25 protein-coding genes are annotated in these 26,218 nt (G+C 65.1%); 11 read left to right on the top strand and 14 right to left on the bottom strand.

Going from position 1 to position 26,218, the window contains the following annotated elements:
* Positions 1–105 precede the first annotated feature (105 nt).
* The 3 genes from KDG50_11425 to KDG50_11415 are packed head-to-tail and all read left to right on the top strand — an operon-like array spanning position 106 to position 2,509.
* Positions 106–456 (top strand): hypothetical protein, encoded by a 351-nt coding sequence (locus KDG50_11425; protein MCB1866034.1) that lies wholly within the window; start codon positions 106–108, stop codon positions 454–456.
* A complete protein-coding gene (locus tag KDG50_11420) occupies positions 453–1,055 on the top strand; it encodes a cytochrome c (protein ID MCB1866033.1) in 603 nt (200 codons plus the stop codon). Before KDG50_11425 ends, KDG50_11420 begins: the two co-directional genes overlap by 4 nt.
* Complete coding sequence (locus KDG50_11415) at positions 1,052–2,509, top strand: cbb3-type cytochrome c oxidase subunit I (GenBank protein MCB1866032.1); 1,458 nt, start codon at positions 1,052–1,054, stop codon at positions 2,507–2,509. The genes KDG50_11420 and KDG50_11415 overlap by 4 nt, the downstream gene beginning before the upstream one ends.
* Positions 2,510–2,903: 394 nt before the next feature.
* Here KDG50_11415 and KDG50_11410 read toward each other — a convergent pair whose 3' ends face one another.
* The 3 genes from KDG50_11410 to purM are packed head-to-tail and all read right to left on the bottom strand — an operon-like array spanning position 2,904 to position 5,307.
* Positions 2,904–3,620: a DUF3108 domain-containing protein gene (locus KDG50_11410; GenBank protein ID MCB1866031.1), complete on the bottom strand. Its 717-nt coding sequence runs from the start codon at positions 3,618–3,620 to the stop codon at positions 2,904–2,906.
* Positions 3,617–4,264 (bottom strand): phosphoribosylglycinamide formyltransferase, encoded by a 648-nt coding sequence (locus tag KDG50_11405; GenBank protein MCB1866030.1) that lies wholly within the window; start codon positions 4,262–4,264, stop codon positions 3,617–3,619. The genes KDG50_11410 and KDG50_11405 overlap by 4 nt, the downstream gene beginning before the upstream one ends.
* Positions 4,261–5,307: a phosphoribosylformylglycinamidine cyclo-ligase gene (purM, locus tag KDG50_11400; GenBank protein MCB1866029.1), complete on the bottom strand. Its 1,047-nt coding sequence runs from the start codon at positions 5,305–5,307 to the stop codon at positions 4,261–4,263. Before purM ends, KDG50_11405 begins: the two co-directional genes overlap by 4 nt.
* A gap of 127 nt (positions 5,308–5,434) precedes the next feature.
* Here purM and KDG50_11395 point away from each other — a divergent pair, with 127 nt between their 5' ends.
* Both KDG50_11395 and KDG50_11390 read left to right on the top strand, forming a co-directional pair.
* Positions 5,435–6,505 carry a DUF2066 domain-containing protein gene (locus KDG50_11395; GenBank protein ID MCB1866028.1) on the top strand — a complete coding sequence of 357 codons (1,071 nt, stop codon included), beginning with the start codon at positions 5,435–5,437 and terminating at the stop codon, positions 6,503–6,505.
* Entirely contained in the window at positions 6,502–7,074 is a 573-nt protein-coding gene (locus KDG50_11390) for a CDP-alcohol phosphatidyltransferase family protein (protein MCB1866027.1), read from the top strand. The genes KDG50_11395 and KDG50_11390 overlap by 4 nt, the downstream gene beginning before the upstream one ends.
* A 209-nt stretch (positions 7,075–7,283) precedes the next feature.
* Here the strand turns inward: KDG50_11390 and hda are convergent, their stop codons facing one another.
* Genes hda through arsC form a run of 3 tightly spaced genes read right to left on the bottom strand, consistent with a single transcriptional unit; the run spans position 7,284 to position 8,946 of the window.
* Entirely contained in the window at positions 7,284–7,997 is a 714-nt protein-coding gene (gene hda, locus KDG50_11385; GenBank protein MCB1866026.1) for a DnaA regulatory inactivator Hda, read from the bottom strand.
* On the bottom strand, positions 7,994–8,596 hold the full coding sequence (gene wrbA / locus KDG50_11380; protein ID MCB1866025.1) for an NAD(P)H:quinone oxidoreductase: 603 nt from the start codon (positions 8,594–8,596) through the stop codon (positions 7,994–7,996). Before wrbA ends, hda begins: the two co-directional genes overlap by 4 nt.
* On the bottom strand, positions 8,593–8,946 hold the full coding sequence (gene arsC, locus KDG50_11375) for an arsenate reductase (glutaredoxin) (GenBank protein MCB1866024.1): 354 nt from the start codon (positions 8,944–8,946) through the stop codon (positions 8,593–8,595). Before arsC ends, wrbA begins: the two co-directional genes overlap by 4 nt.
* A gap of 35 nt (positions 8,947–8,981) precedes the next feature.
* Here arsC and KDG50_11370 point away from each other — a divergent pair, with 35 nt between their 5' ends.
* On the top strand, positions 8,982–10,292 hold the full coding sequence (locus KDG50_11370; protein ID MCB1866023.1) for a virulence factor BrkB family protein: 1,311 nt from the start codon (positions 8,982–8,984) through the stop codon (positions 10,290–10,292).
* Here KDG50_11370 and KDG50_11365 read toward each other — a convergent pair.
* The gene (locus tag KDG50_11365) at positions 10,214–12,052 is read right to left on the bottom strand and encodes a hypothetical protein (GenBank protein MCB1866022.1); all 1,839 of its coding nucleotides are present in this window, start codon (positions 12,050–12,052) and stop codon (positions 10,214–10,216) included. The genes KDG50_11370 and KDG50_11365 overlap by 79 nt on opposite strands.
* Positions 12,053–12,492: 440 nt before the next feature.
* Here KDG50_11365 and KDG50_11360 point away from each other — a divergent pair, with 440 nt between their 5' ends.
* From KDG50_11360 to KDG50_11340, 5 genes are all read left to right on the top strand, one after another.
* The gene (locus KDG50_11360) at positions 12,493–12,996 is read left to right on the top strand and encodes a TlpA family protein disulfide reductase (GenBank protein ID MCB1866021.1); all 504 of its coding nucleotides are present in this window, start codon (positions 12,493–12,495) and stop codon (positions 12,994–12,996) included.
* On the top strand, positions 12,993–13,553 hold the full coding sequence (locus KDG50_11355; GenBank protein ID MCB1866020.1) for a thioredoxin family protein: 561 nt from the start codon (positions 12,993–12,995) through the stop codon (positions 13,551–13,553). The genes KDG50_11360 and KDG50_11355 overlap by 4 nt, the downstream gene beginning before the upstream one ends.
* Positions 13,554–13,680: 127 nt before the next feature.
* On the top strand, positions 13,681–14,925 hold the full coding sequence (locus KDG50_11350) for a TolC family protein (GenBank protein MCB1866019.1): 1,245 nt from the start codon (positions 13,681–13,683) through the stop codon (positions 14,923–14,925).
* On the top strand, positions 14,922–15,701 hold the full coding sequence (locus KDG50_11345; protein MCB1866018.1) for an efflux RND transporter periplasmic adaptor subunit: 780 nt from the start codon (positions 14,922–14,924) through the stop codon (positions 15,699–15,701). Before KDG50_11350 ends, KDG50_11345 begins: the two co-directional genes overlap by 4 nt.
* Positions 15,698–15,979: an acylphosphatase gene (locus KDG50_11340; protein MCB1866017.1), complete on the top strand. Its 282-nt coding sequence runs from the start codon at positions 15,698–15,700 to the stop codon at positions 15,977–15,979. The genes KDG50_11345 and KDG50_11340 overlap by 4 nt, the downstream gene beginning before the upstream one ends.
* A 203-nt stretch (positions 15,980–16,182) precedes the next feature.
* Here the strand turns inward: KDG50_11340 and KDG50_11335 are convergent, their stop codons facing one another.
* The 7 genes from KDG50_11335 to KDG50_11305 all read right to left on the bottom strand — a co-directional run bounded on the left by KDG50_11335 (position 16,183) and on the right by KDG50_11305 (position 26,189).
* Positions 16,183–17,226: a succinylglutamate desuccinylase/aspartoacylase family protein gene (locus KDG50_11335; GenBank protein MCB1866016.1), complete on the bottom strand. Its 1,044-nt coding sequence runs from the start codon at positions 17,224–17,226 to the stop codon at positions 16,183–16,185.
* Entirely contained in the window at positions 17,223–18,128 is a 906-nt protein-coding gene (gene rimK, locus KDG50_11330) for a 30S ribosomal protein S6--L-glutamate ligase (GenBank protein ID MCB1866015.1), read from the bottom strand. Before rimK ends, KDG50_11335 begins: the two co-directional genes overlap by 4 nt.
* A gap of 24 nt (positions 18,129–18,152) precedes the next feature.
* Positions 18,153–18,893, bottom strand: a complete 741-nt coding sequence (locus KDG50_11325) for an ATP-dependent zinc protease (GenBank protein MCB1866014.1) — start codon at positions 18,891–18,893, stop codon at positions 18,153–18,155.
* A gap of 309 nt (positions 18,894–19,202) precedes the next feature.
* Positions 19,203–22,562 carry an efflux RND transporter permease subunit gene (locus tag KDG50_11320; GenBank protein MCB1866013.1) on the bottom strand — a complete coding sequence of 1,120 codons (3,360 nt, stop codon included), beginning with the start codon at positions 22,560–22,562 and terminating at the stop codon, positions 19,203–19,205.
* A gap of 136 nt (positions 22,563–22,698) precedes the next feature.
* On the bottom strand, positions 22,699–23,835 hold the full coding sequence (locus KDG50_11315) for an efflux RND transporter periplasmic adaptor subunit (GenBank protein MCB1866012.1): 1,137 nt from the start codon (positions 23,833–23,835) through the stop codon (positions 22,699–22,701).
* A gap of 172 nt (positions 23,836–24,007) precedes the next feature.
* Positions 24,008–25,453: a deoxyribodipyrimidine photo-lyase gene (locus KDG50_11310; GenBank protein MCB1866011.1), complete on the bottom strand. Its 1,446-nt coding sequence runs from the start codon at positions 25,451–25,453 to the stop codon at positions 24,008–24,010.
* 10 nt (positions 25,454–25,463) lie between these two features.
* A complete protein-coding gene (locus tag KDG50_11305) occupies positions 25,464–26,189 on the bottom strand; it encodes a hypothetical protein (protein ID MCB1866010.1) in 726 nt (241 codons plus the stop codon).
* Positions 26,190–26,218 lie beyond the last annotated feature (29 nt).

Below are 26,218 nucleotides of genomic sequence, written 5' to 3'. Positions count from 1 at the left end.
CTTGATGCGAATCAAGGATGCGCCACCGGGGCGCACCTAGGCTTTCCCTCCAGGGGCACGTCAGAGGCTCTCGAACAAAGTCTGTACTGGAGGAGGCGCCAGCCCGTGATCGAGCCGGTCGCGCTGGAAAACTTTGTCATCACATTCTTCGCCAGCGCCATGGTGATCGTCATGGGCGCTTTGTATGCATTGCTGTTCGCATACGCGCGTGTGCATCGCGTACCACGCCTGATGCCGTTCGCCTATCTCAGCTATGCGGGGCTGGTCGGCGCCGTCGCCGTCATCGGCTGGACGATGCACCTGTCCGGATTCTGGGCCGCGGTCGTAAGCGTGATGCTGATCGGCTATCTGCTCGCGCCGCATGGCATATGGCATTTGTGCGAAGGCACGCACCGGCATGCAGCCGATGGAAACGACGACGCAGAACACGAACACCTGATGAGGAGTTCCCCATGAGCGACACCCCGTGGTGGGCCGGCGAAGGCTTCTGGAAAAAAATCGCGATCTGGGTCACCGCGCTGATGGCGGTGATCCTGATCGTATTGACCTACGACACGCTCGCGAAGATTCAGGCCGGCAGCGAGCGGGTTCCGGCCTACAGCGTGATCAACCAGCGCATCGATTACCGCTTTGATGCCGAACGCAATTTTCAGGTTCCGGTCATCGGGGCCGACGCGCCGTTGTTCGGCAAGAAACTCGGCGAGGACGAGGCACAAACCCTCGTCAGCTACGGCAAGAAGATCATCCAGGGCCGCAACTGCATGAACTGCCATACGCTGCTCGGCAACGGCGCGTATTACGCGCCCGATCTCAGCAAGGCATGGCTCGACCCGGCCTGGGGCGCGGAGGCGGCGCGCGAACAGTTGATGATCGCGTTTCTGATGAATCCCGACACCAATGCCCGCACCTTCGGCTCGGGACGCCGCATGCCGAACATGCAGATCACCGAGGACGAGGCGCGGGCCATCGTGGCGTTTCTCAAGTGGATGTCGGCGATCGACACCAATGGTTTTCCGTACAACTTCAAACCGATTGCGCAAGGGGGTGAGTCATGAGCGTCGGCACACTCGACAGCGCGAATCTCAACGGCGGGCAACGGCTCGCGATCAAATACTTCACGGTCGCGATCGTCCTGTTTGGTGCGCAGCTCGTATTCGGGCTGCTGGCCGGCTTGCAGTATCTGAGGCCGGAGCTGTTCTACGGCGTTCTGGATTTCAACGTCAACCGCATGGTGCACATCAACGCCATGGTGGTATGGATGCTCTACGGCTTCATGGGCTGCGTGTACTGGTTCATTGAGGACGAAAGCGGCACCGACGTCGCGGGACTCACGCTCGGCAACCTGGCGTTCTGGGTGCTGACCCTTGCGGTGACCGTGGTCGTGCTCGTGTATCTGTTCGTGCAATGGGGACCTGGGACCGACCAGACCCTGTGGCTGATCAACGAGGGACGCGAATACATCGAGGCGCCGCGCTGGGCCGACATCGGCATCGTGGTCGTCATGCTCGTCTTCTTCTATAACGTGGCCGGAACGTTCATGAAGGGGCGATTCAGCGGCATCTCCGGCGTGCTGACGCTGGACCTGGTCGCCCTGGCCGGCCTGTATCTGGCCGGCATGTTCTACACGCCGAACATCTCCATCGATCAGTACTGGTGGTGGTGGGTCATCCACCTCTGGGTGGAGGCGACCTGGGAGGTGCTGGTCGGCTGCATCATGGCCTGGGGACTGATGAAGACGCTGGGCGCGCGTCGGCGCATCGTCCAGACCTGGCTGTACATCGAAGTCGCGCTGATGTTCGGTTCGGGCATCCTCGGGCTCGGACATCACTACTTCTGGATCGGCACGCCGGAATACTGGTTCAGCATCGGCGGGTTCTTCTCCGCGCTGGAACCGATACCGCTGGTCGCGATGGTCGTGCATGCGGTCTACGACTCGGGCGTGCACAAGTTCAGGAATGCGAACCATCCGGCGCTCGCCTGGCTCATCGCCCACGCGTTCGGTAATTTCTTTGGCGCGGGGGTCTGGGGCTTCATGCACACGCTGCCGCAGATCAACCTGTACACCCACGGCACGCAGTGGTCGGCCTCGCATGGTCACCTGGCATTTTTCGGCGCCTACGCCACCATCAACATCGCATTCTTCTACTTTGCGATGCAGCAGTGGCGCGGGAATGTTTGGATGTCCGGCGGACTCGCCGACAACGGCTGGAAATGGAAGTGGGCGCTGGCCTTGCTGAACATCGGGGTGATCGGCATGACGGTCGCGCTGCTCATCGCCGGATACGAACAATCATTCGTGGAACGGGCGATTGAAGGGTCGACCTGGGCCGGTTATTTCGCCGGTCAGAATCATCCCTGGTTCACGCAGGCGATGTGGTGGCGGCAGATCTTCGGCTGGGTGACGTTCGCCGGTTATCTGTTGCTGGTGTGGGATCTATTGACCATCGGCGCAAGCGAACGCCGCGAGGCACGAGGCCTCGCCGATGCCGAGGCCGCCGCCAAGGTATAGACCGGACGCAATCGATGGTCTTTTGTGCGGAGAACTCTGACCAACTCGGAGTGCGCCGCGGCACACGGAAGTGCCGGCTTGACGATCCATGACGGATTGATCAGAGCCAAGGTTCCAGGAGCCTGAGGGCATGGCTCCATCGATGGCCGGGGTTGGCGGGGCCCAGCGAGTGCGGGCCCCGTTTTTTTTGGCCGGGGCTGGTCCGCAGACCCCGGATCGCCGGTGTAGCCTGTTCGTTGCTATGGAAACTCTGATCAATTCAGAGTTTCCCGTGGCACAGGGACGTGCCACCATTTTCAATGTGCGTAAGCCATTGAAAATGTAAGAAAACGAAAAACCGCGCTTTTTCGTTTTCGTCGCTCTGTTAATCCAGAATGGATTAATCAGAGCTTCCCTATAGAGTTTTCAGCGCGACCAGTTCCATGACGCCGCCGAGAATCTGGTGGCGTCGCTCGATTCGCACCGGCAGATAATTCAGCGCCGGCGCACACCACAGCACCACGTCCACCGCGCGCGTGCCCTTGCGCCGTTCGACGACCACCGTGTCCAGTCGGCCCAGCGGCGTATCGAGCAGGGCGTCCTGGACCACGTCAAACCGGTACTGTTTCAGTCGGCCGCCGTCGGCGACGTTGAACGTCTGGCTGCGCTTGCCCTCGCGCAACCCGTCAATCACCGCGATCTGCAGGCTGGCCTTGTCGAGCGTGCCGGGCGGAATGCTCATCGTCCATTCATCGCCTGCGACACGATTGGAAACGCTCTGTGCATCGCGGTCGAAAAACAGCTCCACATGACGTTTGTCGTTTTCGCCCACCTGATGCTGATAGACATAGTGCGCAGGGTGCAGACCCTGTGCATCAAAATGTCCGCTGCTGGTCTCGACGATGCGGTCGTCGCGCAGCCATCGCCACATGCCCACGGCCTGCGACTCGGCGCCGAATTCGTAACCGCCGGCGGCATCGTAGCGGGCCTCCAGATGCGCCTCGCCGACGACCTGTCCGGCCCAGACCAGCTGATATTCCGCGCGGTAGGAAACCGGATCGACCGCCTGCGCGACGTCGCCGCTCAGGCACGCTGCACAGATCAGCAGCGCGTGGATCGTTGCGCGCTTCACGTGCTCGCCAGTCGCACCGGCGTCGCCAGCGGAGCACTGCCGAACCAGACTCGACCCTCGTGCAGTCGCACCCAGCCGCGGGCCAGCCAGTCCAGCACGGTCGGGTACAGACGATGTTCCTCATGCAAAACCCGCGCGGCGAGCACCGTCGCATCGTCCTCGGCTTCAATAGGGAGCGCGACCTGCGCGATCACCGGTCCCGCATCTACCTCGCTCGCGACGTAGTGCACACTCGCGCCGTGCTCGTGCTCGCCGGCCTCGATCGCGCGCCGATGCGTATCCAGGCCGGGAAAGTTCGGCAGCAGGGAAGGGTGGATGTTGACGAGCCGGCCCGCATACCGGGCAACGAAGGCGTCGCCGAGCACGCGCATGAAGCCCGCCAGGGCCACGATGTCGGGTCGCCAGGCGTCGACCGCGAACATCAGGCGCTCCTCGTAGGCTTCGCGCGATTCGCCGTCGCTACGCGGCACGGGCATCGTGGAACAGCCCGCGGCGTACGCATGTTCGAGTCCGGCCGCATTGGCCCGGTCGCTGAGCACGCCCACGACCGAATAGCTGCCGAACAGCGCGCTCTGATCGATCAGCGCCTTCAGGTTGCTGCCACGCCCCGAGATGAGTACGACGACGCGCGCGGCGGAACTCATGCCAGATGCACGTGCGCCGGTCCGTCACCCGGTTCGATCGCGCCAGCGACCCAGGCCGTTTCGCCATGGCGATCGAGCACCGCCAGCGCCTTGGTGACGGCATCCGCGGGCACGACCACGAGCATGCCGACGCCGCAGTTGAAGGTGCGCCACATCTCGGCGTCGTCGATGTTGCCGTTGTGCTGGAGCCAGTCGAACACCGCGGGCCGTTGCCAGCTGCTCGAGTCAATCCGCGCGCGGACGCCGTCGGGCAACACCCGCGGCAGGTTCTCGACAATGCCACCGCCGGTGATGTGTGCAAGGGCATGCACGGGCACCACTTCGGCGAGCGCACGCACCGCGCGCACGTAGATCCGCGTCGGCGCGAGCAATGCAGCGCCGAGCGTGGACGATTCAAATGGCGAATCCAGCGCCACGCCGCTGCGCTCGACGACCTTGCGAACCAGCGAATAGCCGTTCGAATGCGCGCCGCTCGACGCCAGCGCGATGATCGCATCGCCGACCCGCACCGCCTGGCCGTCGATGATGCGTGCGCGCTCGACGATGCCGACGGCGAACCCCGCCAGATCGTAGTCGCCCGGCGCGTACATGCCGGGCATCTCGGCCGTTTCTCCTCCAACCAGCGACATGCCGGAAAGCTCACAGCCCTTTGCAATGCCCTCGACGATGGCCGCGCCCTGCGCGACATTCAGACGCCCGGTCGCGAAGTAGTCGAGGAAGAACAGCGGCTCGGCGCCCGATACGACGATGTCGTTGGCGCACATCGCTACCAGATCGATGCCGATCGTATCGTGGCGGTCCAGTTCGATCGCCAGTCGCAGCTTGGTGCCGACACCGTCGGTGCCCGACACCAGCACCGGCTCGCGATAGCGTTCGATTGGCACCCGGAACAGGCTGCCAAATCCGCCGAGTCCGCCGAGCACCTCGGGACGCCGCGTGCGCTCGGCCGCCGGGCCGATCCGGTCGACGAGTTCACCGCCCGCGTCGATGTCGACGCCGGCGTCGCGATAACTGAGTTTGCTGGACTTCGGGTCCGTGGCCATGAGAGGGCTCCGCGGGAGAGGGGGGCGATTCTACCAGCGCTTGCGCCGCGGCCCGAGGATTGCGCGAGCGCTGTGCTATCGTACGCCGCCGACTGGTTCTGCCTGATTCTTCCAACCAAAACCCACCGTGTCCCTGCGACGCCTTTTTGCAGTCGTGATCCTGATGCTGCCCGGTCTGCGCGCCGAGGCCAGCGAGATTGCCAATGCCCATGTCGCCAGGGCCGAAGTCGCCGACGATTCGCGCGAGGCGCGCACGGCGGCGCTCGGCGCCGCGCTCGATCAGGTGGTTCTGCGCCTGACGGGTCGCGAGGTGCCGGCCGAGAGCCTGGCATCGATGCGTGCGGCGGTCGCGGACTTGGTCAGCGCCTACCGGTTCCTGTGGCGCGAGGGTGCCCCGGGCGACACACCCCAGCGCCTGATCGAGGTCCGCTTCGATCCGGCCGCGCTGGAGCGCCGGCTTGCCGAACTCGGAATTCCGGTCTGGGGCCTGACGCGCCCGGACGTGCTGGTGTGGATCGGCGTCGAAACCGGCGGCGGCCGGCGCTGGTTCGACCGCGAACTCGATGTCGAGGCCACGGCCGTCATCGAGGCGGCGGCCGACGCGCGCGGCGTGCCGCTGATCTGGCCGCTCAACGACGTCGAGGATCGTGCCTCGCTCGCGCTGGCCGACCTGTGGGGCGGTTTCGCCGAGCCGATCGGCAACGCCTCCACCCGGTATGCGCCGAACGCCATCCTGAGCGTGCGCATCGAACGCGACGGCGCGCGTTTCCGCACCCGCTGGACCTTACTGCAGGGTGACAACCCGGCGGTCTGGGACCACGCGGGTTACGACCTCGGTGCGCTGCTGACCCAGGGCATCGCCACCACGGCCGAAACGCTCGCGGCGCGGTTCGCACCGCTGGCCAGCTCATTGACCGTGGAGAACGCCGAGATCGAATTCGATGGCGTCAAATCGCTGGATGACTTTGCCGCGATCAATACGCTGGTCGAATCGCTGGCCGGTGTTCGTGCGTTCCGGCCCGTGTACGCGGACGGCGAACGACTGCGTTACGCGGTCGAGTTCACCGGCGGGCGCAACGCACTTGAACAGACACTGAAGTTACAGCGGCGGCTTCAGGTTCAGGCGCCTGTCGTGGATACGGCATCGCCGGGCACCGAAACCGCGCCCTCGCGCCTCTACTTCCGCTATCAGCGTTGAAGGCCCACGATCTTCCGAACTACATCACGTTCGGACGGCTGTTGCTCGTCGGACCAGTGGTGTGGTGCCTGTTGAACCAGTACTACAGCGGCGCGCTGGCGCTGTTCGCGCTCGCCGGCGTCAGTGATGCGCTGGATGGCTTTCTGGCCAAGCGCTACGGCTGGCAGTCACGGCTGGGCACGGTGCTCGACCCGCTGGCGGACAAGGTGCTGCTGGTATCCGCCTACATCGCACTTGGCGTGCTGGGCTGGCTGCCGATCTGGCTGGTCACCGCCGTCATCGTGCGCGATGTCGTGATCGTCATCGGCGCGGTGAGCTACTACTTTCGCATCGCCGCAGTCGACATGACGCCGCTGGCGGTGAGCAAACTCAATACCTTCACGCAGATCGTGCTGGTACTCGCGGTGGTCGCGCACGCCGGATTCGGGATCATCGCGCCGATCTGGCTGGAACGCGGCATCTGGATCGTCGCCGCAACGACCATCGTCAGCGGCGTGAGCTATGTGCTGATCTGGGGCTACCGGGCGCTCAGCGCCGTGCGCGCCGGCACCGACGACGGCCGACGTTAACCGGACCATCTGGTGAATCCCTGATCAATCCGGGACGGATTGATCAGCGCTTCCTTGGCAGGCTGTTGAAATTCTCATTTCAGCAGTCTGATAACGCGAGACAGGGACGGCTCGCCCGAAGTTCGAACATGCAAGTGTTTGATTTTTGTGAGCAACCGAAAACCACGCTTTTCGGTTGTGACGTTGAAAAGCCCATGGACGAGCCTTTTTCAACGACCTGTTAGAGCTTCCCTGGCAAGCAGCTCGCGCACGAACGGAATCGTCAGCGCACGCTGACCGGCCAGGGCGGCGCGGTCAATGCGGTCGAGCAGGGCAAGCAGGCTGCCGAGGTCGCGACGTTCCCGGCGCATGAGATAGGCCGCCACCGGTTCCGGCAGGCTCAGCCCGCGCTGACCGGCCACCTCGCTGAGCGTTCGTCTGACTTCCTCCTCGTCCAATGACTGCAGCCGCAGCAGGGCCAGCGCCTGCAGCCGTGAACGCAGGTCTGCAAGCCCCAGCCCCAGATCAGCAGGCGCGGCGTTTGCGGCGACGAGCAGACCACCGTTGCGATCCTGGACGCGGTTGAGCAGCGCAAACATCGCGGCCTCCCATTCGGGTCTGCCCGCGAACCGTTCCGCGGCATCGATGACGGTCAGGCCGTCGCCGATGACCCCGCCGAGCAGCGCCGGGTTCAGCCCCACGATCTGCTCGGCGAACAGACACTGGCACGCATGTCCGGCAGCGTGCGCGGCGCGCACCGTCGCGTTGACGAGGTGTGTCTTTCCGCTGCCGGGCGGGCCGGTCAGAAACGCTCGCGCCGGTGCCCGGCCGCTCGCGAGATTTTCGAGCAGGGCGACGACGCCGGCATTCGGTCCCGCACGATAGGTCGCGAAGCTCGATTCGCGCCGCAGCGCGATGTCCAGTGCGAGTTGGGCCGGGTTCACCGCGCGGCGTCCAGCGCCAGTGCAGTCTCGGCGAGCCGCCGCCCCAGCGCGCGCGCAATCGCGGCTTCGTCCTCGGTCAGCGGTTGCCCGGCATCCGCGCCCGCCACATGCGATGCGCCGTACGGTGTGCCACCCGAGCGGGTGCCCATCAGGCGCGGTTCGGTGTAGGGCACGCCGACGATGACCATGCCATGGTGCAGCAGGGGCAGCATCATCGAAGTCAGCGTGGTCTCCTGGCCACCATGCTGGCTGCCGGAACTGGTGAATACGGCGGCCGGGCGGCCGACCATGCTCCCGGACAACCACAGATCGATCGTGCCGTCCAGAAAATACTTCAGCGCAGCGGCGATGTTGCCAAAGCGTGCCGGACTCCCCAGCGCAAGGCCGATGCACTCGCGCAGATCGTCGTTGGTGGCATACGGCGCGCCGGTGTCCGGCACGGCGGCCGCCGTGGCCTCGGCAACCGTTGAAACCGGCGGCACGGTGCGCAGCCGGGCGTGGGCGCCCGGAACCTCCTCGATGCCGCGCGCGATCAGATCGGCGAGCCGTTTGGTTGCGCCGCCGCCCGAGTAGTACAGGACGAGGATTTCCCCACTCATCCAACGAGTTCCAGCACGCGCTCGGGCGGTCGTCCCAGCACCGCACGCCTGCCATGCACGACGATCGGACGTTCGATCAGGCGCGGGTTCGCGACCATTGCCGCGATCAGTTCGTCACGTCCCAGACCCGGATCGTCCAGCCCGAGTTCGCGGTACTCGGCCTCTTTGCGGCGCATGAGTTCGCGCGGTTCGAGTCCCAGCTGTTTCAGCAGCGCATCCAGTGTTTTCGCATCCGGCGGGGACTTCAGATACTCGATGACGCGTGGCTCGACACCGTGTTCCTGCAGCAACGCAAGCGCCTGGCGCGATTTGGAACAGCGCGGATTGTGATACAACGTCGTCACCGTCATGGTCGTGCCTCGGTCAGTCGCGGATCGTCAGCTGGATGTCAGAACCTGAAAGTATAAACCCGCCGCAGCGGCCGGCCGGCGCACGATTTTCCGTGCTTGCGCACGTCGTGCGGCGGTTCTTTTCCGACGACTGCCTGAGTTCGGCCGCCGCACTGACCTACACGACATTGCTGGCCCTGGTACCGCTGATGGCCGTCACGCTGACCAGCCTGACGGCCTTTCCGGTGTTCGAGCGATTCAGCACCGAGATTCAGGAATTCCTGTTTCAGAACTTCGTGCCGGCGTCGGGCGATGTGCTGCGCGACTACCTGCAGGATTTTGTCAGCAACGCGAAAGCGCTCACCGTCGCCGGCATCGTGTTCCTGCTCGTGACGGCGGTGCTGCTGATGGCGACCATCGACCGCGCGTTGAGCCGAATCTTTCACGTGCACGGCCGGCGCTCGGCGGTGGCCAGTTTTCTCGTCTACTGGTCGATCCTCAGCCTCGGGCCGGTGCTCATGGGGGTGAGCATCGTCGTCAGTTCCTATCTGCTCGCGACGCCGTTGGTCGATCAGGCCGCCGCCACGATCGGCGGTCGCGCACGCCTGCTGGCGATCGCGCCGCTGGTGTTCTCCACGCTCGGGTTCGCGTTGCTGTATGTGGTGGTGCCGAACCGCCGTGTACCCATGCGCCACGCACTTGCCGGCGGTCTCGTGGCGGGTCTGCTGTTCGAACTCGCCAAGCGGCTGTTCGGCTGGTATGTGACGACGTTTCCCACCTATCAGGCGATCTATGGCGCGCTCGCGACCATTCCGGTGTTTCTGATCTGGGTGTACCTGTCCTGGGTCATCGCGCTGATCGGTGCGGAGTTCACGGGCGCGCTCATGAGCCGCCGCACCGGACTGCCGAACGGCCCCCCGGAACTCGCGACGGCATTGCTGGTGCTCGAACGTCTGCACGCCGCGCAGAACCGGGGCGGGGCGCTCACGACGCTTGAGCTGAACCCGCAGGCGGCGGTTTCCGATGCCGACCTCACCGAGGTCCTGGCGCGGCTTGCCGCTCACGCGTGGATTCACCGCACCGCCGACGAACGCTGGACGCTGGCACGGCGCCTGGAGGAGACGCCGCTGGCCGAACTGGTGGAGTCGCTGTATCGGCCACTGCCGGACGTGGATCGACTGGCGGGGCATCCGCTGGCCGCGGATGCCGTCACGCACGCAAGGACGGCCGTCCGGGACCGCCTGTCCCTGCCGGTGGCCGACGTGCTGTCAGGTGTGCAGCTGGGGGTTCAATCCGGCTTGTCGCCGGAGCGGGATTTGTCGACCGACTCGGCGTCCGCATCGACATCCGGGTCGAGCGTGCCATAGAGCGTATCGAGCAGCCGGCTGCGACTCGCGGAATCGAGATCCAGACTGTCGGTATTGCCCTCATCCAGCACCGTGCAGAAAAAGCGCTCGACCGCCGGCGTGGATTCGATCAGCTTGTCCATGCGCACGCGTCCGGCATTGCGTTCGGTGCTGATCACGATCAGATCGCTGCCATAGTCGTACAGCCCGCGTTCCAGCACGAGCGCGGTTCGAACCTCGCGACCCGCTTCGCGCGCGACGGCACACCAGACGCCAAGCCGGGTCACCGCGCGATCCGGGCTGGCGGCGGCAGACCACGCAACAACCGGTCGCGTGCAGCGAGGCAGATACTGCACGCCGGCGCGTACCGATCCACGCTCGCCGGCATTCATCCAGCGCACGATGCCGACCCGTACCGGCGCATGATCCTCTACGCTGGCCGTTTCGACGGCAACGATGGTGCCCACGGCCAGGCTGACATGCTCGACATGTTCGGCGGGCACCATCAGGGTGATGCCGCTGGCGTTCGCGTTCGCCGACTCGACGTGGACGAGGTTCAGATCGCCGGTCATCGGAATCAACGCATCGTCGTCGTCGAGCGGATAGTCCACGTCGAACGCGGAGCTGCGCAGCGGGGCGAAGGTTCGTGACAGCCGCGCATGCGCGGCGGCGAGGCCGAAGGCGACCCGGGCGGCGGCACGTTCGGGCGCACGTGCCGCGCGTGCGCGTGGGGTTCGATGCCAGGAAAACAGCATGCGGCGCAGGATCTGGACGGCCTCGCGGCGGGAACCATCGGGCCGCCAGGCATCGGAGATATCGCGGTCACGCACGAGCTGATCAATGTGCCCGGCGATGCGATCCAGGAGTCCGCGGGTTTCGATCACACGCCAGTTTTCGCCGGGCTCCTCGAGTTTGAACTCGGTGCTGGGGTGGGGCGGCTGATCGCGGTCAAGGGCGACATAGAACCGGCTCGGCGCCGCGGCGAGCCCACTCGTCGGCAACAGAATGACGTCTTCGACCCAGCGATCGAGATAGCGCAGCACTTGCGCGAGTTCCCCGCGCGGCATGTGATACGGATCGGCCAGGCGCAGCATCGCCAGGGTCAGAAAACGCTTCTGCACGCTGGTACGGGGACGGTTCGCTCCCTTGCCGGTTTCGATCGGAACGGTTTCGAAGCCCTGACGCTCGGCCTCACGATAAAGGGCACAGGCCTCGGTCCAGACATGCGCCGGGGCCTCGCTGTAGTCCTCCCAGGCCAGGAACAGCTCCTGGACCAGCTGCTCAATGGCATTGGCAACCGATTCGAGCCGGGCCGCGGCGCTTTCTTCGCTGTCGGCGGCACAGAACTCGATCGCCAGCGCCTTGTAGCCCAGGCCGAGTTCATGCGCCGCGCGCCGCGCGAGGCTGAGGTAGCGCGCCGAGTTTGCCCCATTGTCGTGCTCGGCCTCGTCGCTTGCGATGTCCGCGCGCACTGCCTGGACGGCAAGCCGCAGGCTGTTCAGTGTCGTGCGGCGCAGGCGACCGGGCATCGACTGCCGGTTGTGCAGAAACACCGTCAGACCAAGGCGGGCAAGCACCTCGAGCGGATCGGACTCGGCGCCGGAATCGGCCGGAATACGCGGCAGGCGCCCGGCCCACTGGATCGCCGAGGCCGACTTGGCGTTGGCCACGGTCAGTCGTTGTGTAAGGCCGCCGCAGCCCGCAATGGCGACGATCTCGGAGTCCTCGGTGTCGGGCAGTTCCGGCAGGTCGGGAAGGTCGTGCATAGAACTCACAGCCATGTCTGCTCGCGTTTCAGGCGCCGGTGCGGTCGTTGCACGACCGGCCGGCAGGATCCTCCAGCGTCCGGAGGGCGCGCTTATCGATTCAAGGATATACCGTGCGGCCCGATTTTGCCCGCGCCCGGAGCGCCCAACGGGAACCCCCAGCCGCCGGACGGTTCAAACGTCTGATTGTCGCAACGGCTGCAAACTGCAATGCCTGCGGCACACCGGTGCGCCATCGCTGTTGTCAGCGGCGAGCCGCCGACAATCCGGGTGAACATCAAACCGCATCTTTCGTTATCGCCGCTGTTACTGGGCCGGGATCGCCGGATCAGCGTTCCCGAAAAAATGATGCGTCGTTGCAGGGGCAACGCTATGATTTTTCGCCCGGCAGCTGACTCGCCAGCGCCCGGTGGCCATCCTGCCGGGGTCGCCGTGGGAGCGTCCAGGTGTTCAAAGTGCGTAGATACATTTTTTTGCTTTTCTGCCTGCTGATTTCCGGTTCAGCCGCCGCACGCGACGGCATCTGGCCGGAATTCACCCTGAAAGACCTCGATGGTCGGGATCACTCGCTGTCCGACTATCGGGGACGGTGGGTGATCGTCAACTACTGGGCGACCTGGTGTCCGCCGTGCCTGGAGGAAATGCCGGAACTCGAGGTCTTCTACAACAATCACAAGGACACAAACGCCGTCGTGCTCGGCCTGAACATGGAGGACATCGCGACGGAAAAACTGAAGAAGTGGGCCGATGACCAGTTCCTGAGTTTTCCCATCCTGCGCGATCGCCCGCGCGGCGAGACCGAACTCGGGCGCATCCATGGCCTGCCCAGCACCTACATCGTGAACCCGCAGGGCCGGCTGGTCGCGCGGCAGATCGGACCGGTAACCGCCAAGCTGCTCGAAGAGTTCATCGCGGCGTCTGAACCATCCACCAACACCACTGCGAAGACGACACCATGATCATCACCGCCAGGTTGCATGTTGCAGCGATCTGCATTGCGCTCGCTGCAATGTCCGTGCAGGCCGCGACAACGAACGCGCGCGATCCGCTCACGCATTTCTTCAGCCAGAGCCTCGGCGATTTTCACGAGGAACTCGCGGTGGCACGCGAGCAGGGCAAGCTCGGCATCCTGCTGATGTTCCAGCAGGAGGAATGTCCGTACTGTCACCGGATGAAGACCACGATCCTGAATCAGCCCGATGTACAGGACTACTTTCGGCAGCATTTTCTGGCGTTCCAGGTCGATGTCGAGGGTGATGTGACGATCACCGACTTCACCGGCCAGCCGGTGCTCGAGAAAGATTTCGCGTTCAAGCTGAACCGGGTGCGGGCCACACCGGTTTTTGCGTTCTTCGATCTCGACGGCAACCGCATCGAGCGATTCACCGGGGCCACCTCCAGCAAGGAGGAGTTCATGCTGCTTGGTGAGTTCGTGGTCAGCGGGGCCCACAAGACGACGAATTTCAACCAGTACAAACGCGAGCGCATGCAGCCCAAATCGGCGCAGGCGCAGTAGCTCGGTGACGAGGATGCTTCGTTACGCGCCGATCATGCATCCGGTGGGGTTTCGCTGGGCGGGTCAAGGGCCACGGGTTCTGCGTGCCCTTGCAATCAAGGCCTTCGCGGTTCTCCCGGCATTGTGTTTGGCGCTGGAGCCCCTGCCGGATCCGCTCAGGCTCGACGAGGCACTGCGTCTGGCCGTGCAGAACAGCCCGACACTCCTTGTAGCCGAAGCCGAGCGCGATCTCGCCAGCGCCAATGTGGCGCTCGCCCGATCCGCCTCAGCCGCGACGATCAACGCCACGGCGGCCTTGCGTTGGGTCGACCCGCCGGATGTAGCAACGGACCAGAGCAACGCCGATCATCAGGCCGGCATCGTGCTGCGCAAATCGCTCTACGACGGCGGCGTGTCGAAGTCGCGCGTCGATGGCGCACTGGCCACGGTGCAAGCCAGCGAGAAGGCGCTTGGGGAGCGTCGCAGCGCGCATCTGCTGGCGGTGCTGCGTGCGTTTCTCGACGTGATCGAGGCCGATCTCGCCTATGCGCGCGAAAACGAAGCGATGGCCAACGCCTTCGTGCGTTTCGACCGCATCCAGCAGCAGCGCAGCCTGAACTTCGTCGCCGACGTCGATGTGCTTGAGGCCGAATCCAATTTCGAGTCTGTGCGCCGCCAGCGATTCGCCGCGGACGCAGCCCGACGCGCAACGAGAACACGCCTGGCAACGCTGCTGAACCGGCCCGGACAGCTTCCGGCGGAATTGCTGCGGCCCGACTTGGGGGCTTGGATCAAGCGCGAACGCGGCGAGTTCGAACCCTGGCGCAGCCGCGCACTCGACGGCAATACGCGCCTCGCACGGCTGCGGGCGCGGGTGGATGCCGCCGAGCGAGGCCTTGAAGCCGCGCGCGCCGACCGCGGTTTGACGGTCACCGGCGTTGCCGAGGCCTATGGGTATGATCGACTGCTCGGCGGGCGTGATCGGGCGCGCATCGGGCTCGAATTTGCGCTGCCGCTCTGGGACGGTGGCGCGGGCGATGCACGCATCGGTGCCGCGCAGGCACAGCTCGCGGCGACGCGGGCCGAACTTGCGCTGGCCGAACTCGAGGTCGGCAATCAGGCGCTCGACCTCTGGCTCGCGCTGGACAACGCCCAGCAGCAACTGCGCGAGGCGAATCTAGAGGCACAGTATCGCGAAGCCGCGCTGGACCGTGCACGCGCAATGTACGAACTCGAGGTGCGGCCCAATCTGGGCACCGCCATGACACAGATCTCGGCCGCGCGGCTGAAACAGGCACAGGCCGAATTCGAGCTCGCCATGAACTGGGCGCGTCTGGACGCCCTGGTTGGTCAGGCGCCGGATCCCGCGGCGTTTTCGGAGGCAAGGCAATGACAACAATCGGTTCCCGCATCTCATGCACGCTCGCTGCGCTGGCCCTGAGTCTAGGCGCAGCCAACGTGCGGTCGGCCGAGCTGCCGGCGCAGTTGCAGTGGGCCGCGCGCACGGAACTCGGAACGCCGGTTTCGGGCGTCGTACGCGAGGTGTTGGTCCGCGCCGGAGATGAGGCTGCGGCCGGTGCGCCCCTGGTTCGACTCGACGCTCGTGGGTTCGAGGCCACGCTGGCGGCTGCGACAGCCGAGGTCGAGCGGCTCAAGCCGGTCGCCGAGGAGGCGCAGCGCGAACTCGACCGGGCCCGTGAGCTGTTCGATCGCGCGGTCCTGGCCATGCATGACCTGCAGATCGCGGAAGTGGGCCTTGCGAAGACCACTGCCGAACTGCGAAAGGCCGAGGCGGATCGTGATCGCGCGCAACTCGATCTCGAATACGCGGAACTGCGTGCGCCATACAGCGCCAGGGTGTTGGCAGTAAAGGTTGCCCCGGGCCAGACCATCGTCTCGCGCCTGCGCAGCGAACCGCTGGCAATCGTGGCTGCCAAGGACCGCATGCGCGCCGTCGCGGCCGTGGACGGCACACAGGCGGCACGCGCGCGCATCGGGATGCCGGCAACGGTGCGCATCGGCGAACGGACGTTCCGCGGCGCGGTCAGCGAGATCGGTCTGGAACCGATTGCCGACAACGGACAGCGCTATGCGCTGGTCGTCGAATTCGCTCCAGGTGATGCGCTGCTGCGCGCAGGCCAGAACGCCATCGTCGATCTGGGGCCGTGACCACGGCCGATCGCATCTGTCGGTGCTGTCTGGTTTCGGGTCGGGTGCAGGGGGTCTTCTATCGCGCCAGCACCCGGCGCGAGGCGCTGCGTCTCGGTGTGAGCGGACATGCCCGCAACCTGCCCGACGGGCGGGTCGAGGTGCTCGCCTGCGGTACTGCCGACGCCGTTGATGCGCTGTGCGAATGGCTCTGGACCGGACCGCCTCATGCGCGGGCGGATCAGGTGGTTTGCCGCCCCGTGGATCTTGTTTCGCCCGAGCGGTTCACAACCGACTGACGGTCCGGCCCGGCTGGCTAGGAGGCTCCCTGACAGGCTGTTGAAATTCTCACTTCAACAGCCTGGTATCGCGAGACAGGGACGTCTCGCCCGAAAGTCGAACACGCAAGTGTTTGATTTTCTAGAGCAACCGACAACCACGCTTTTCGGTTTCGATGTCAAAAAGGCCATGGATGGGCCTTTTTCAACAACCGGCTAAGAGCTCAAACGATGGGGGGTTCCTCGGGCAATTCCGGCGCGGGTTCCTCGATCGCCGACTGCATGGCGCCGATGCGCTGCTGAATGGCGTCGGCATTCTGGGTGCGGCCGATGTGGAACAGCGCCTCGCCGCCATAGACCAGCGGCAGGTTCGTGCGGCCGATCACCACACCGGACGCGGGCGCAACCACGCGGGTCTCAGTCTCACCGAACGGATCGGCAATCAGCCCGAGCAGGTCGTTGCGCCGCACGGCTGCGCCGAGACGGACCGTTGCGCGCAGGATGCCACTGTTGCCGGCCCGCACCCAGGTCGTCGAACGCAGCAGCGTGGGACGTCGCAGCTTTGGCTGCTTGCGCGTCGGCAGCATCTCCATCGCACGCAGCACATGCACGATGCCGCGCACGCCGATCCGGATCGACATCTCGTCGAAGCGCAGCGCCTCGCCCGCCTCGTAGACCATGACCGCAATTCCGTGGTCGGCCGCGGCCTTGCGCAGTGAACCTTCAATGAAACCGCTGTGCACCATCACCGGCGTGCCGAACACGCTGGCGAGCTCGAGCAGCTGCGGGTTTTCCAGGTCGGCGCGAATTTGTGGAAGGTTGTCGCGGTGCTGCGCGGCGGTATGCAGGTCGATGCCGAGCGTGGCCTGGCGCACCACGGTGTCGAAGAATGCGTGCCCAAGCCGCCCGGCCAGCGATCCGGTCTCGGAGCCGGGCAGGGACCGGTTGAGATCGCGCCGGTCCGGCAGGTAGCGCGAGCGGTTTTCGAAGCCGAACACGTTGACGATCGGCACCGCGATCAGGGTCCCGCGCAGGCGGTCAAGCAGCGGCAGGCGCACCAGGCGGCGAATGATCTCGACGCCGTTGATTTCGTCACCGTGGACCGCGCCACTGACAAACACCACCGGTCCGTGGCGGCGCCCGTGCATCACATAGACGGGCAGGGTAACCGGCGTGTGTGTGTAGAGTTCTGAAACCGGTATGGCCAGCCGCGCCCGTTCGCCCGGCGCGACCGCTGCGTCGCCAATCTCAAATGCGATTCGTGTCAACCCTCACCCCGGGTCCGGGTGCGTCCCGGGCCGGCGTTCTTTTCGATGAACTGGATGATCATGCCTGCGATGTCCTTCTCGGTAGCCGCCTCAATGCCCTCCAGCCCGGGAGAGGAGTTGACCTCCATGACCACCGGACCGTGGTTGGAGCGCAGCAGGTCCACGCCGCAGACGTTCAGACCCATGGCGCGCGCGGCACGCACGGCCGTCGTGCGCTCCTCCGGCGTGATCTTCACCAGCGATGCGTTGCCACCGCGGTGCAGGTTCGAGCGGAATTCGCCCTCGGGGCCCTGACGCTTCATCGCCGCAACGACCTTCTCGCCAATCACGAAACAGCGCAGATCGGCGCCGCCGGCCTCTTTGATGAACTCCTGCACGACAATATGCGCTTTCAGGCCCATGAAGGCCTGTATGACGCTTTCGGCCGCCTTGTCGGTTTCCGCCAGCACCACGCCGATGCCCTGCGTGCCCTCCAAGAGCTTGATCACCACCGGCGCGCCGCCAACCTGTTGCATGAGGTCGGAGATGTCATCGGGGTTGTGCGCGAAGCCGGTCACCGGCATGCCGATGCCCTTTCGGGCGAGCAGCTGCGAGGCGCGAAGTTTGTCGCGCGCCCGCGTTACCGCTACGGACTCGTTCAGCGGGTAAACACCCATCATCTCGAACTGGCGCAGCACGGCCGTGCCATAGAAGGTCACCGAGGCACCGATACGCGGTATGACTGCATCGAATCCGGACAGCGACTCGCCCTTGTAGTGGATGGTCGGACGGTGCGAGGTGATGTTCATGTAGCAGCGCAGCGCGTCGACCACGCGCACCTCGTGACCGCGTTCGCGTGCGGCTTCCACGAGTCGTTTCGTCGAATAAAGCTTCGCATTGCGCGAAAGTATGGCGATTCTCATTGGGAGCCCTTGGGGTCCGGCCGGCTACGCCGGCGTGATCAGGTAGGAACGGCCGGGATCGACGAAATAACGATGGCGGATCGCCGTTCGTCCCAGCAGCATGCGAAAGCGCATTGTATCCCGGTTCGTAAGGGTGAGTTCGATCTCGTGCGTGTTCACACCGATTGTGACGGTTGTAAGGATCACCGCACGCAGTTCCGCATGGCCGCCGGAATCGGTGACCATTCGTTCGTCGAGCAGTGCGACATCGCAGTGGCGTTCGATTGACCTATCGCGCTGATCCGGGTGTACGCCGAATCGCACGCGTGGCCCATTCGGCGTCTCATAGCGTTCTACATAAAACGCGTGCAGCGCGGAGGTGCGGGCCCCCGTATCGACTTTGGCCTTGATACGTTCGATGCCGAGGGCGGGCAGGGCAAGCCACTCGCGCCAGCCAAGCACGCCATGCCCGGATACGCTTCTCTCGCGTCTGGAATCCGCGCCCCTTTCCGGCGCGCGATCCGCTCTGTTGCGCTGCGTCGAATTCAGCAGGAACCGCCGGGCTTGGGGTGCCGGTTTTTCGTCGCGTGGATACGGGCGTCGATCTCGCGCAGTTCGGTGGCGTCGCCCTGGCGGGCCTTGTACAGCGCATCGAGTTGGTCGCCGATCGACGGATATTCGGAAAGACGCGCGTCGTGATACTCGGTGCTGTCTTCCTCGGCCTTGTAGTCGGCGAGTGCCGCGCGGAGCTGGTCCGCGCTGGGTTTCGGCGCCGGCAAAAACCATTCCGAGAGGAAGGCGCCGTTCCCCTCGTCGACGATCTGGAAGTCCACCCAGGCGACGGCGTTCGGGAACAGCCGGTGCACGGCGATGCACAGTTCGCGCATGCTCTTGGTCGGCCGGAACGCCGTTGCCGAGATGTTGCTGACCCGGCCTTCGAGTTCCTCGATCCGCTTTTGCGCCTCGGCCTGTGACTTGCGCGACGCACCGTACATGATCGCGATCACCGAGCCGATCAGCACCAGTGCGCCGACAGTCAGGGCATCGACATACATCCGCAGGTTACCCCAGTTTCAGCCGGTCGGATCGGTGGTGCTATTCGGCCGCCGGCGCGTCGGAATCCGGCTTCGCCTTGCGACGACTGCGGCGTGCCTTCTTCGCGGCCTTTGCTTCCGCCGCGGCCGCTTTGATCCGCTCCGGATCGCAGCCCTGCGGATTCTCCATGCAGGCGCACTGACGGAACACCTGCTCGCCCAGCGAAATGCAGCCCAGCGGAATCACGATCAGGGTCAGCAGGGTTGAAACGAATACTCCGAACAGCAGCGAGATCGCCATGCCCTGGAAGGTCGGATCGGTGAGGATCACCGCCGAACCCAGCACGAGGGCGAGCGCCGTAATCATGATCGGCCGGGTTCTGGCCTTCGCAGCCGTCAGCACGGCTTCGTAGAGCGGGGTGCCGCGACCGACCTGGTGCACTGTGAAGTCGATCAGCAGGATCGAGTTACGCACAATGATGCCCGACAGCGCGATCCAGCCGATCATCGAGGTTGCAGTGAAGTCGGCACTCAGCAGCCAGTGTCCCGGCACGATGCCGAGCATGGTCAGCGGGATCGGCGCCATGATCACGGCCGGGATCGAAAAGTTGCCGAACTGCCAGACAACCAGCATGTAGATGCCGACCAGAGCCACCGCGAACGCAATCCCCATGTCGCGGAAGGTTTCGTAGGTCACGGTCCATTCGCCGGACCACTCGAAGCCCGATACGAAATCCGTGGGCGGGGCATCGGTATAGAAGCTCTCCAGCTTGACGCCGTCCGGCGCAACGTAGTCGGCCAGGCGATCCTCGACGTCGAACATCGCGTAGACCGGCGCGGCCAGTTTTCCGACGGCATCGCCGACGACGAACTCCACGGGTCGCAGGTCCTTGTGGAAGATCAGCGGATCACGCTTGGAACGCACGAAATGGCCGAGCTGCGCCAGCGGGATGGAACGCCCGTCCGGCGTGATGACGGGCAGGTCCGAGAGCCGTTGCAGATTCGAGCGCTGCGCCAGCGGGACCTGCAACAGGATGTAGGTCGGCTCGTATACCAGCGGCTGTTTGATGTCGCCGACCTTGAACTCGCCCATGGCCATGGCGAGGTGTTGGTTGATGGTCTCGACGGTGACGCCGGTATTCGCCGCCTTGTCGAGATCGACCTCGAAACGCCAGGTCTCGAGCCCGTCGCGCATGAAGTTGTCGACATCGGCGATCAGATCCGATTCCTTGAAGATCTGCGTGAGATCGCGCGCAACCTGCGCACGTGTCGCCGCATCCGGCCCGTGCACCTCGGCCACGACGGTTTGCAGCACCGGCGGACCGGGCGGCATTTCGGCAACGGTGAGGACCGCGCCATAGCGTTCGGCGATCGGAGCAAGGCGCTTGCGCGCATCGACCGCGATGTCGTGGCTGGTACGGTCACGATCACCCTTGTCGAGCAGCTGAATCTGTGCTTCCCCCTGCCACGGGAACATGCGCAGGTAGTAATGTCGCACCATGCCGTTGAAATCGAAGGGCTTGGCCGTGCCGGCGTAGGTCTGGATGCCGACGACTTCGGGCATCTCGCGCAACTGATCGGCCATTTCGTACAGGGCGCTGACGGTCTCGGACAACGCCGAGCCATCCGGCATGTCCACCACCAGACTGAACTCCGCCTTGTTGTCGAACGGCAGCATCTTCACCGTCACCGCATAGGTGAAGAACATCAGGATCGTGAGTGCGAACGCCAGAATCAGGCCGATCATGAAAATCCAGCCGGCCTTGGCGTCGTTGGCGAGCCGGCCGATGACCTTCTGGTAGAACCCTTCCAGCGCGTTGTCGATCTTCTGATCGCGCTCGTGCATCTTGTGCAGCGATTTCATCGGCGGAATCATGCGCATGGCGAGCCAGGGCGCGAAGATCACCGCGGCGATCAGCGAGAACACCATCGCGACGGAACCCAGTGCCGGGATGGGCTCCATGTACGGCCCCATCATCCCGCGCACGAAACCCATGGGCAGGAGCGCAGCGACGACCGTATAGGTTGCCAATACGGTGGGGTTGCCGACCTCGCGCACCGCATCGATGGCGATTTCGGTGCTCGTGTTGTTCGCGCGCAGCCAGCGCGCGTAGATGTTCTCCACGATGACGATCGCATTGTCGACCAGGAACCCGATCGAAAAGATCAGCGCGAACAGGCTGACGCGATCGATCGTGTAGCCCATCAGCATCGCGATAAAAACGGTCACGACCAGAACGACCGGGATGTTCAGCAGAACGACGATGGCCGGGCGGAAGCCCAGCGACAGCCATACCAGCACAGTGACGGCCGCGGTCGCGACGACGAGCTTGAACAACAGGTCGTTGACCTTGTCGTTCGCGGTCTTGCCGTAGTCGCGGGTGACTTCCACGTGCACGTCGTCGGGAATCAGCGAACCTTTCAGCCGCTCGACCTCGGCCAGCACGCTGCGAACGACTTCCACTCCATTCGCGCCATGCTGCTTGGCGATGGCGATGGTCACGGCAGGTGCGGCGTAAACGTCCGGCCCGTCGCTGGCAGGACCACTGAAGTGGTTGACGGACTGGCGCGGCTCCTCCGGACCGGATGTGATCTCGGCCACATCGCGCAGGTACACGGGCCGGCCGTTGTTCATGCCGACGACCAGGCGGCCGAAATCCGCGGCTGAATTCAAGAAGGTGCCAGTTTCCACCCAGAAGTAGCGGCCACCCTGTTCGATGCCACCGACGGTCTGTTCGGAGTTGAAGCCCTCGATGGTCTTGGCGATATGGCCCATGGAGATGCCGTACCCGGACAGGCGTTCCGGGAACACATCCACACGCACCTGCTCGGCGCGACCACCGGAGACGAACGCGTTGCCGGTCTTCGGCAGGGCCGTCAGGCGCTGCATGACACTGACGGCCAGCGTGCGCAATACGGCGTCGTCCTGTTCCTGTGACCACAGAGTCAGCGTTACGGCCGGGACGTCATCGATCTCTTTGGACTTGATGAGGGGCATCTCCACGCCCGGCGGAATGTGATCGAGGTTGGACTGCACCTTGTTGTGTGTCAGAACGATCGCGGATTCGATCTTCTCGCCGACATGGAACTCCAGCGTGATGATGCCCATCTCCTCGTCGCTGACCGAGTAGACGTGCTTGACGCCGGGAATCTCGCTGACCAGACGCTCCAGCGGGCTGACCACGAGCCGCGACACCTCCTGCGACGATGCCCCGGGCATGCGCAGCATGATGTCGATCATCGGCACTTCGATCTGCGGGTCTTCCTGACGTGGCGTGGCATACAGACCGTAGAACCCGATCAGCATGAACGCGATGAACAGCATCGGCGAGAGCGGCGAATGAATGAACGAGTCCGCCAGCTTGCCGGCGAAGCCGAGATTTTCGCGCGTGAGGATGTCTTGTTGGTTCGCGATGGTCATGCGCTGTACACCCGATTGTCGTTATAGGTACCCGCCGCAGGGGAGCGTACGGGTGGGGCGGCGCGCAGGCGCGGGCCGCAGTGAAAGCTCAGGGCCGGCTCGATGCCGCGAGAGCACGGCAGAACGGCGGTGCGGATCAGCCTTGCGGCCCGGAACGGGTCGAGGCACCCGGTTGCGCGAGTATGCGATCGCCGACCTTGAGCCCCGAAATGATGCTGACCTTGCCACTGGCGGCACGCTCGCCGATACGGACGACCTTCATGGACAGCGCGCCGTCGTCGCCGACCAGGAACACCGCCGGCAGGCTGCCGCGCCAGACGATGGCGGAATCCGGAACCACGGCCATGTCCTGCGCGTATTCCGACGGGTCGGGGATCTGGACCTCGGCATACATGCCGGACACCGCGCCGGACTCGTCCGGCAGATCGAACTTCACGGTGGTCGTATGGCCGCCCTGTTCGGCCATTGGAAAGATGCGCGAAACGGTCGCGGTCAGCGTGCCGCGTCCACGGTCCAGACGGGCCTGGACCTGGTCGCCCTGTCTGATCGCACTGATCAGGCGGCTCGGCATCTCGACCTGGATCTGCATCTTGTTGGTGTCCGCGAACGACAGCAGCGGCATGCCGGGCTGCACGATGTCGCCGACCTCGACCATCTTCTTGACGATCACGCCATCGAACGGCGCCTTGCTGGCGGCGTTCTCGATCGCCTCGTCGACTTCGCGGATCGCGGCCTCGGCCTGCGCGATCTGGTCGCGGGCGACCTGGATCTGCGTGCCCTGACCAACCAGGTTCGAGTGCCGCTCGTAGGTCGGGTTGCCCTGGCCCATCATGCTGCGCATCGGGTCGGTGAACATGCTGAACATGCCGGGCATGCCGCCGGTCATGGCATTGGCCTGTGAGTTGGGTGTCTGCACCTCGCGGTTGAACTGGACGACGGCGTTCTGATGACCCGCGAGGGCGCTGTTGTAGCCGGCCACCGCGGCCTTGCGCTTGGCCATCAGCGTGTCGGTATCCAGCACGATCAGCACGTCGCCGGCCTTGAAGGCGTCGCCCTCGAGTCCGGCCAGCTGCTCGACCTCGCCAGGAATCTGCGCGGACAGGTTCACGATCTTCTCGGGCAATACCGTGCCGCCCACGGTGACGGTGCCGCCGATCTTGGCCGCCTGCACGGTGATCACCTCGGTGCTGGCAGCGGGCTCCTGCGCACTGGCCGCGGCCGACGCCGCAAGTGCCAACGCCACGAGGGTCGAGAAGGTTCGGCTCCGGGTCATGGGTCTGTCACCTCGTTGGAAGGAAATCGGCCGCCTGGTACGTGAAAAATGCATGCCCATGCGGAGCTACGCAGTCGTTGTCGTTCTACAAACTCGGAACGTTTCGGAGTTTCCTCAATTTTATCATGGCGATGCGTCGGATGTACCGAAACAGGGCAGGGCATGACGTGAGTCAATCTGCACGCAGCGCGGCCCAGACGGCGAGGGCGCGTTCACGCGTCGCCTTCAGGTCCACGATCGCTCGCGGATAGGTTTCGCCCAGCCGAACGCCGGCCTGCGCGAGTTCAGCCGCGGGCGCCTGCCAGGGCGCGTGGACATGTCGGGTCGGCAGACGGCGCAGCTCCGGCACAAAGCGGCGCACGTAGTCACCGTTCGCGTCGAACTTCCGGCCCTGCAGAACGGGATTGAACACGCGGAAATACGGCGCGGCATCCGCGCCGCAGCCGGCGGTCCATTGCCAGCCCAGGGTGTTGTTTGCGAGATCGGCGTCGACCAGGGTGTCCCAGAACCAGCGCGCGCCCTCGCGCCAGTCGATCAGCAGATTCTTGGTCAGGAACGAGGCGACGATCATGCGCACGCGATTGTGCATCCAGCCGGTCTCCCACAGCTCACGCATGCCGGCGTCGACGATCGGTATTCCGGTCCGTCCGCGCGCCCAGACCTCGCGATCCGTCGCGCCGCCGGTCCAGGGAAACGCGGCGAAGCGGGGGTCGAGCGGCGCCTGCGGCGTATGCGCGAAGTGATAGAGCAGGTGATGGGCAAACTCACGCCAGCCAATTTCGGCCAGAAACCGCTCGACGTTGGGAGTGGCCCCGGTCGGCGCCCCGGCCTCATGCGCGCGCAGAGCCGCGATCACGCGCCGAGGCCCGATTTCGCCGAAATGCAGGTGTGGCGACAGCCGCGAGGTGAGCGCCCGGGCCGGATGGTCGCGACCCTGTGCATAACCGGAGAAGCCCGCGGCGAAAAACCGCCCGAGGACGTCTTCCGCGCCGCGTTCACCGGGCGCCCAGCGCGCGGCCAGCCCGGCATCCCAGGGCATGCGTGGCAGCAGTTCGAGTGATGCCAGCGCCACGCCAGCCGGTGGCTTCGCGAGGGTCTGAAGATGGCGCGGCGCCGCGGCCGGCGGCAGATCGACGCCCTTGCGCAGGGCGGCCTTCCAGTACGCGCTGAACACGCGGTACGCGCTGCCGTCGGCCTTGAGCAGTCCCCAGGGCTCGTGCAGCAGGGAGGCATTGTGCGAGTGAACCTCGACCCCACGTGCCCGCAAGGCCTGTTTGACGAGCTTGTCGCGCTCGATCAGCGCCGGTTCGTAGACGCGGTTCCAATGCACGGCCACCACGCTGTGCGCCTCGATCAGCGACTCTAGCGCCGTCAGCGTCGGGCCGCGCAGCACGCACAGCGCGTTGCCGTGCTCGCGCAGTGCGGCATCCAGCGCCGTGAGGCTGTGGTGCAGCCACCAGCGCGATGCGGCGCCGGGCGCCCAGGCGCCGTGCTCGGTCGGCTGATGCACGTATACGGGCAGGATCGCATCGACCGTTGCGGCGGCCGCGGTCAGTGCGGGGTTGTCGGTCAGGCGCAGATCGTTGCGGAACCAGACGATTGCGACACGTTTGGTCATGACAGGCGCGTCAGAGGGCCTGGCGCTGCGAGGACCGGCGCGTCAGGAAGTACGCCATACCCACGAGGTAGACCGCGATCAGCGTGAACTTGACGACCGCGAACGCCCCCATCGCCGCGACGGCCCCGGCCGAGAGCGCGCCGGTCAGCAGGGCGACCATCAGCACGTTCTCGACAATATCGGCAAGACCGGCCAGTACCGGCAGACGCATCCATGACAGATGGCGTTCCGACGGCGCGATCCCGCGCAGGCGCAGGCCCGCCGCGAAGACCAGGATCAGCGTTGAGGCGTAGAGGACGATCAGCAGCCAGTCCCAGCGCAGCGAAGCCCGCGCGCACTCGATCCCGTTGTTCAGGCCCGCGCACTGCCAGCCCATCGCCCCGGGCTGCGGTGGAACGGCGGCGCGCAAGCCGACCCAGTCGCGTGCCAGCGCGACCGCGCGTTCGGTCGTAAACGCCAGTTCCATCTGCACGATGCCGGCTTCGAGTCGTCCGCGCTTGAGCGCGCGATCGAAGCCGTTCATGTGGTTCGCCAGCAGTGCGGTCGCGACGATGGCAAGCAGCGCGACTGCCATCAGTGGTTTCGCGGAAATCGCGGCGAGGCGTTCGGCGAGCAGTCGTCGTGCGTTGGGATTGGGCAAGGCGCGCGCCCCCGGAAAGAACGGCGCCGGCAGTGTACTACGCGCCTGCCGGTCCGATCCGCCCGCATTCAGGCGAACGGTTGATAGGTCGCTCACGCTTCCCGCGCGGGAAGCGTGATCGCCGC

Source organism: Chromatiales bacterium, from assembly GCA_020445605.1.
Lineage (GTDB): Bacteria > Pseudomonadota > Gammaproteobacteria > JAGRGH01 > JAGRGH01 > JAGRGH01.
This window is presented reverse-complemented; position numbering and strand designations above follow the sequence as displayed.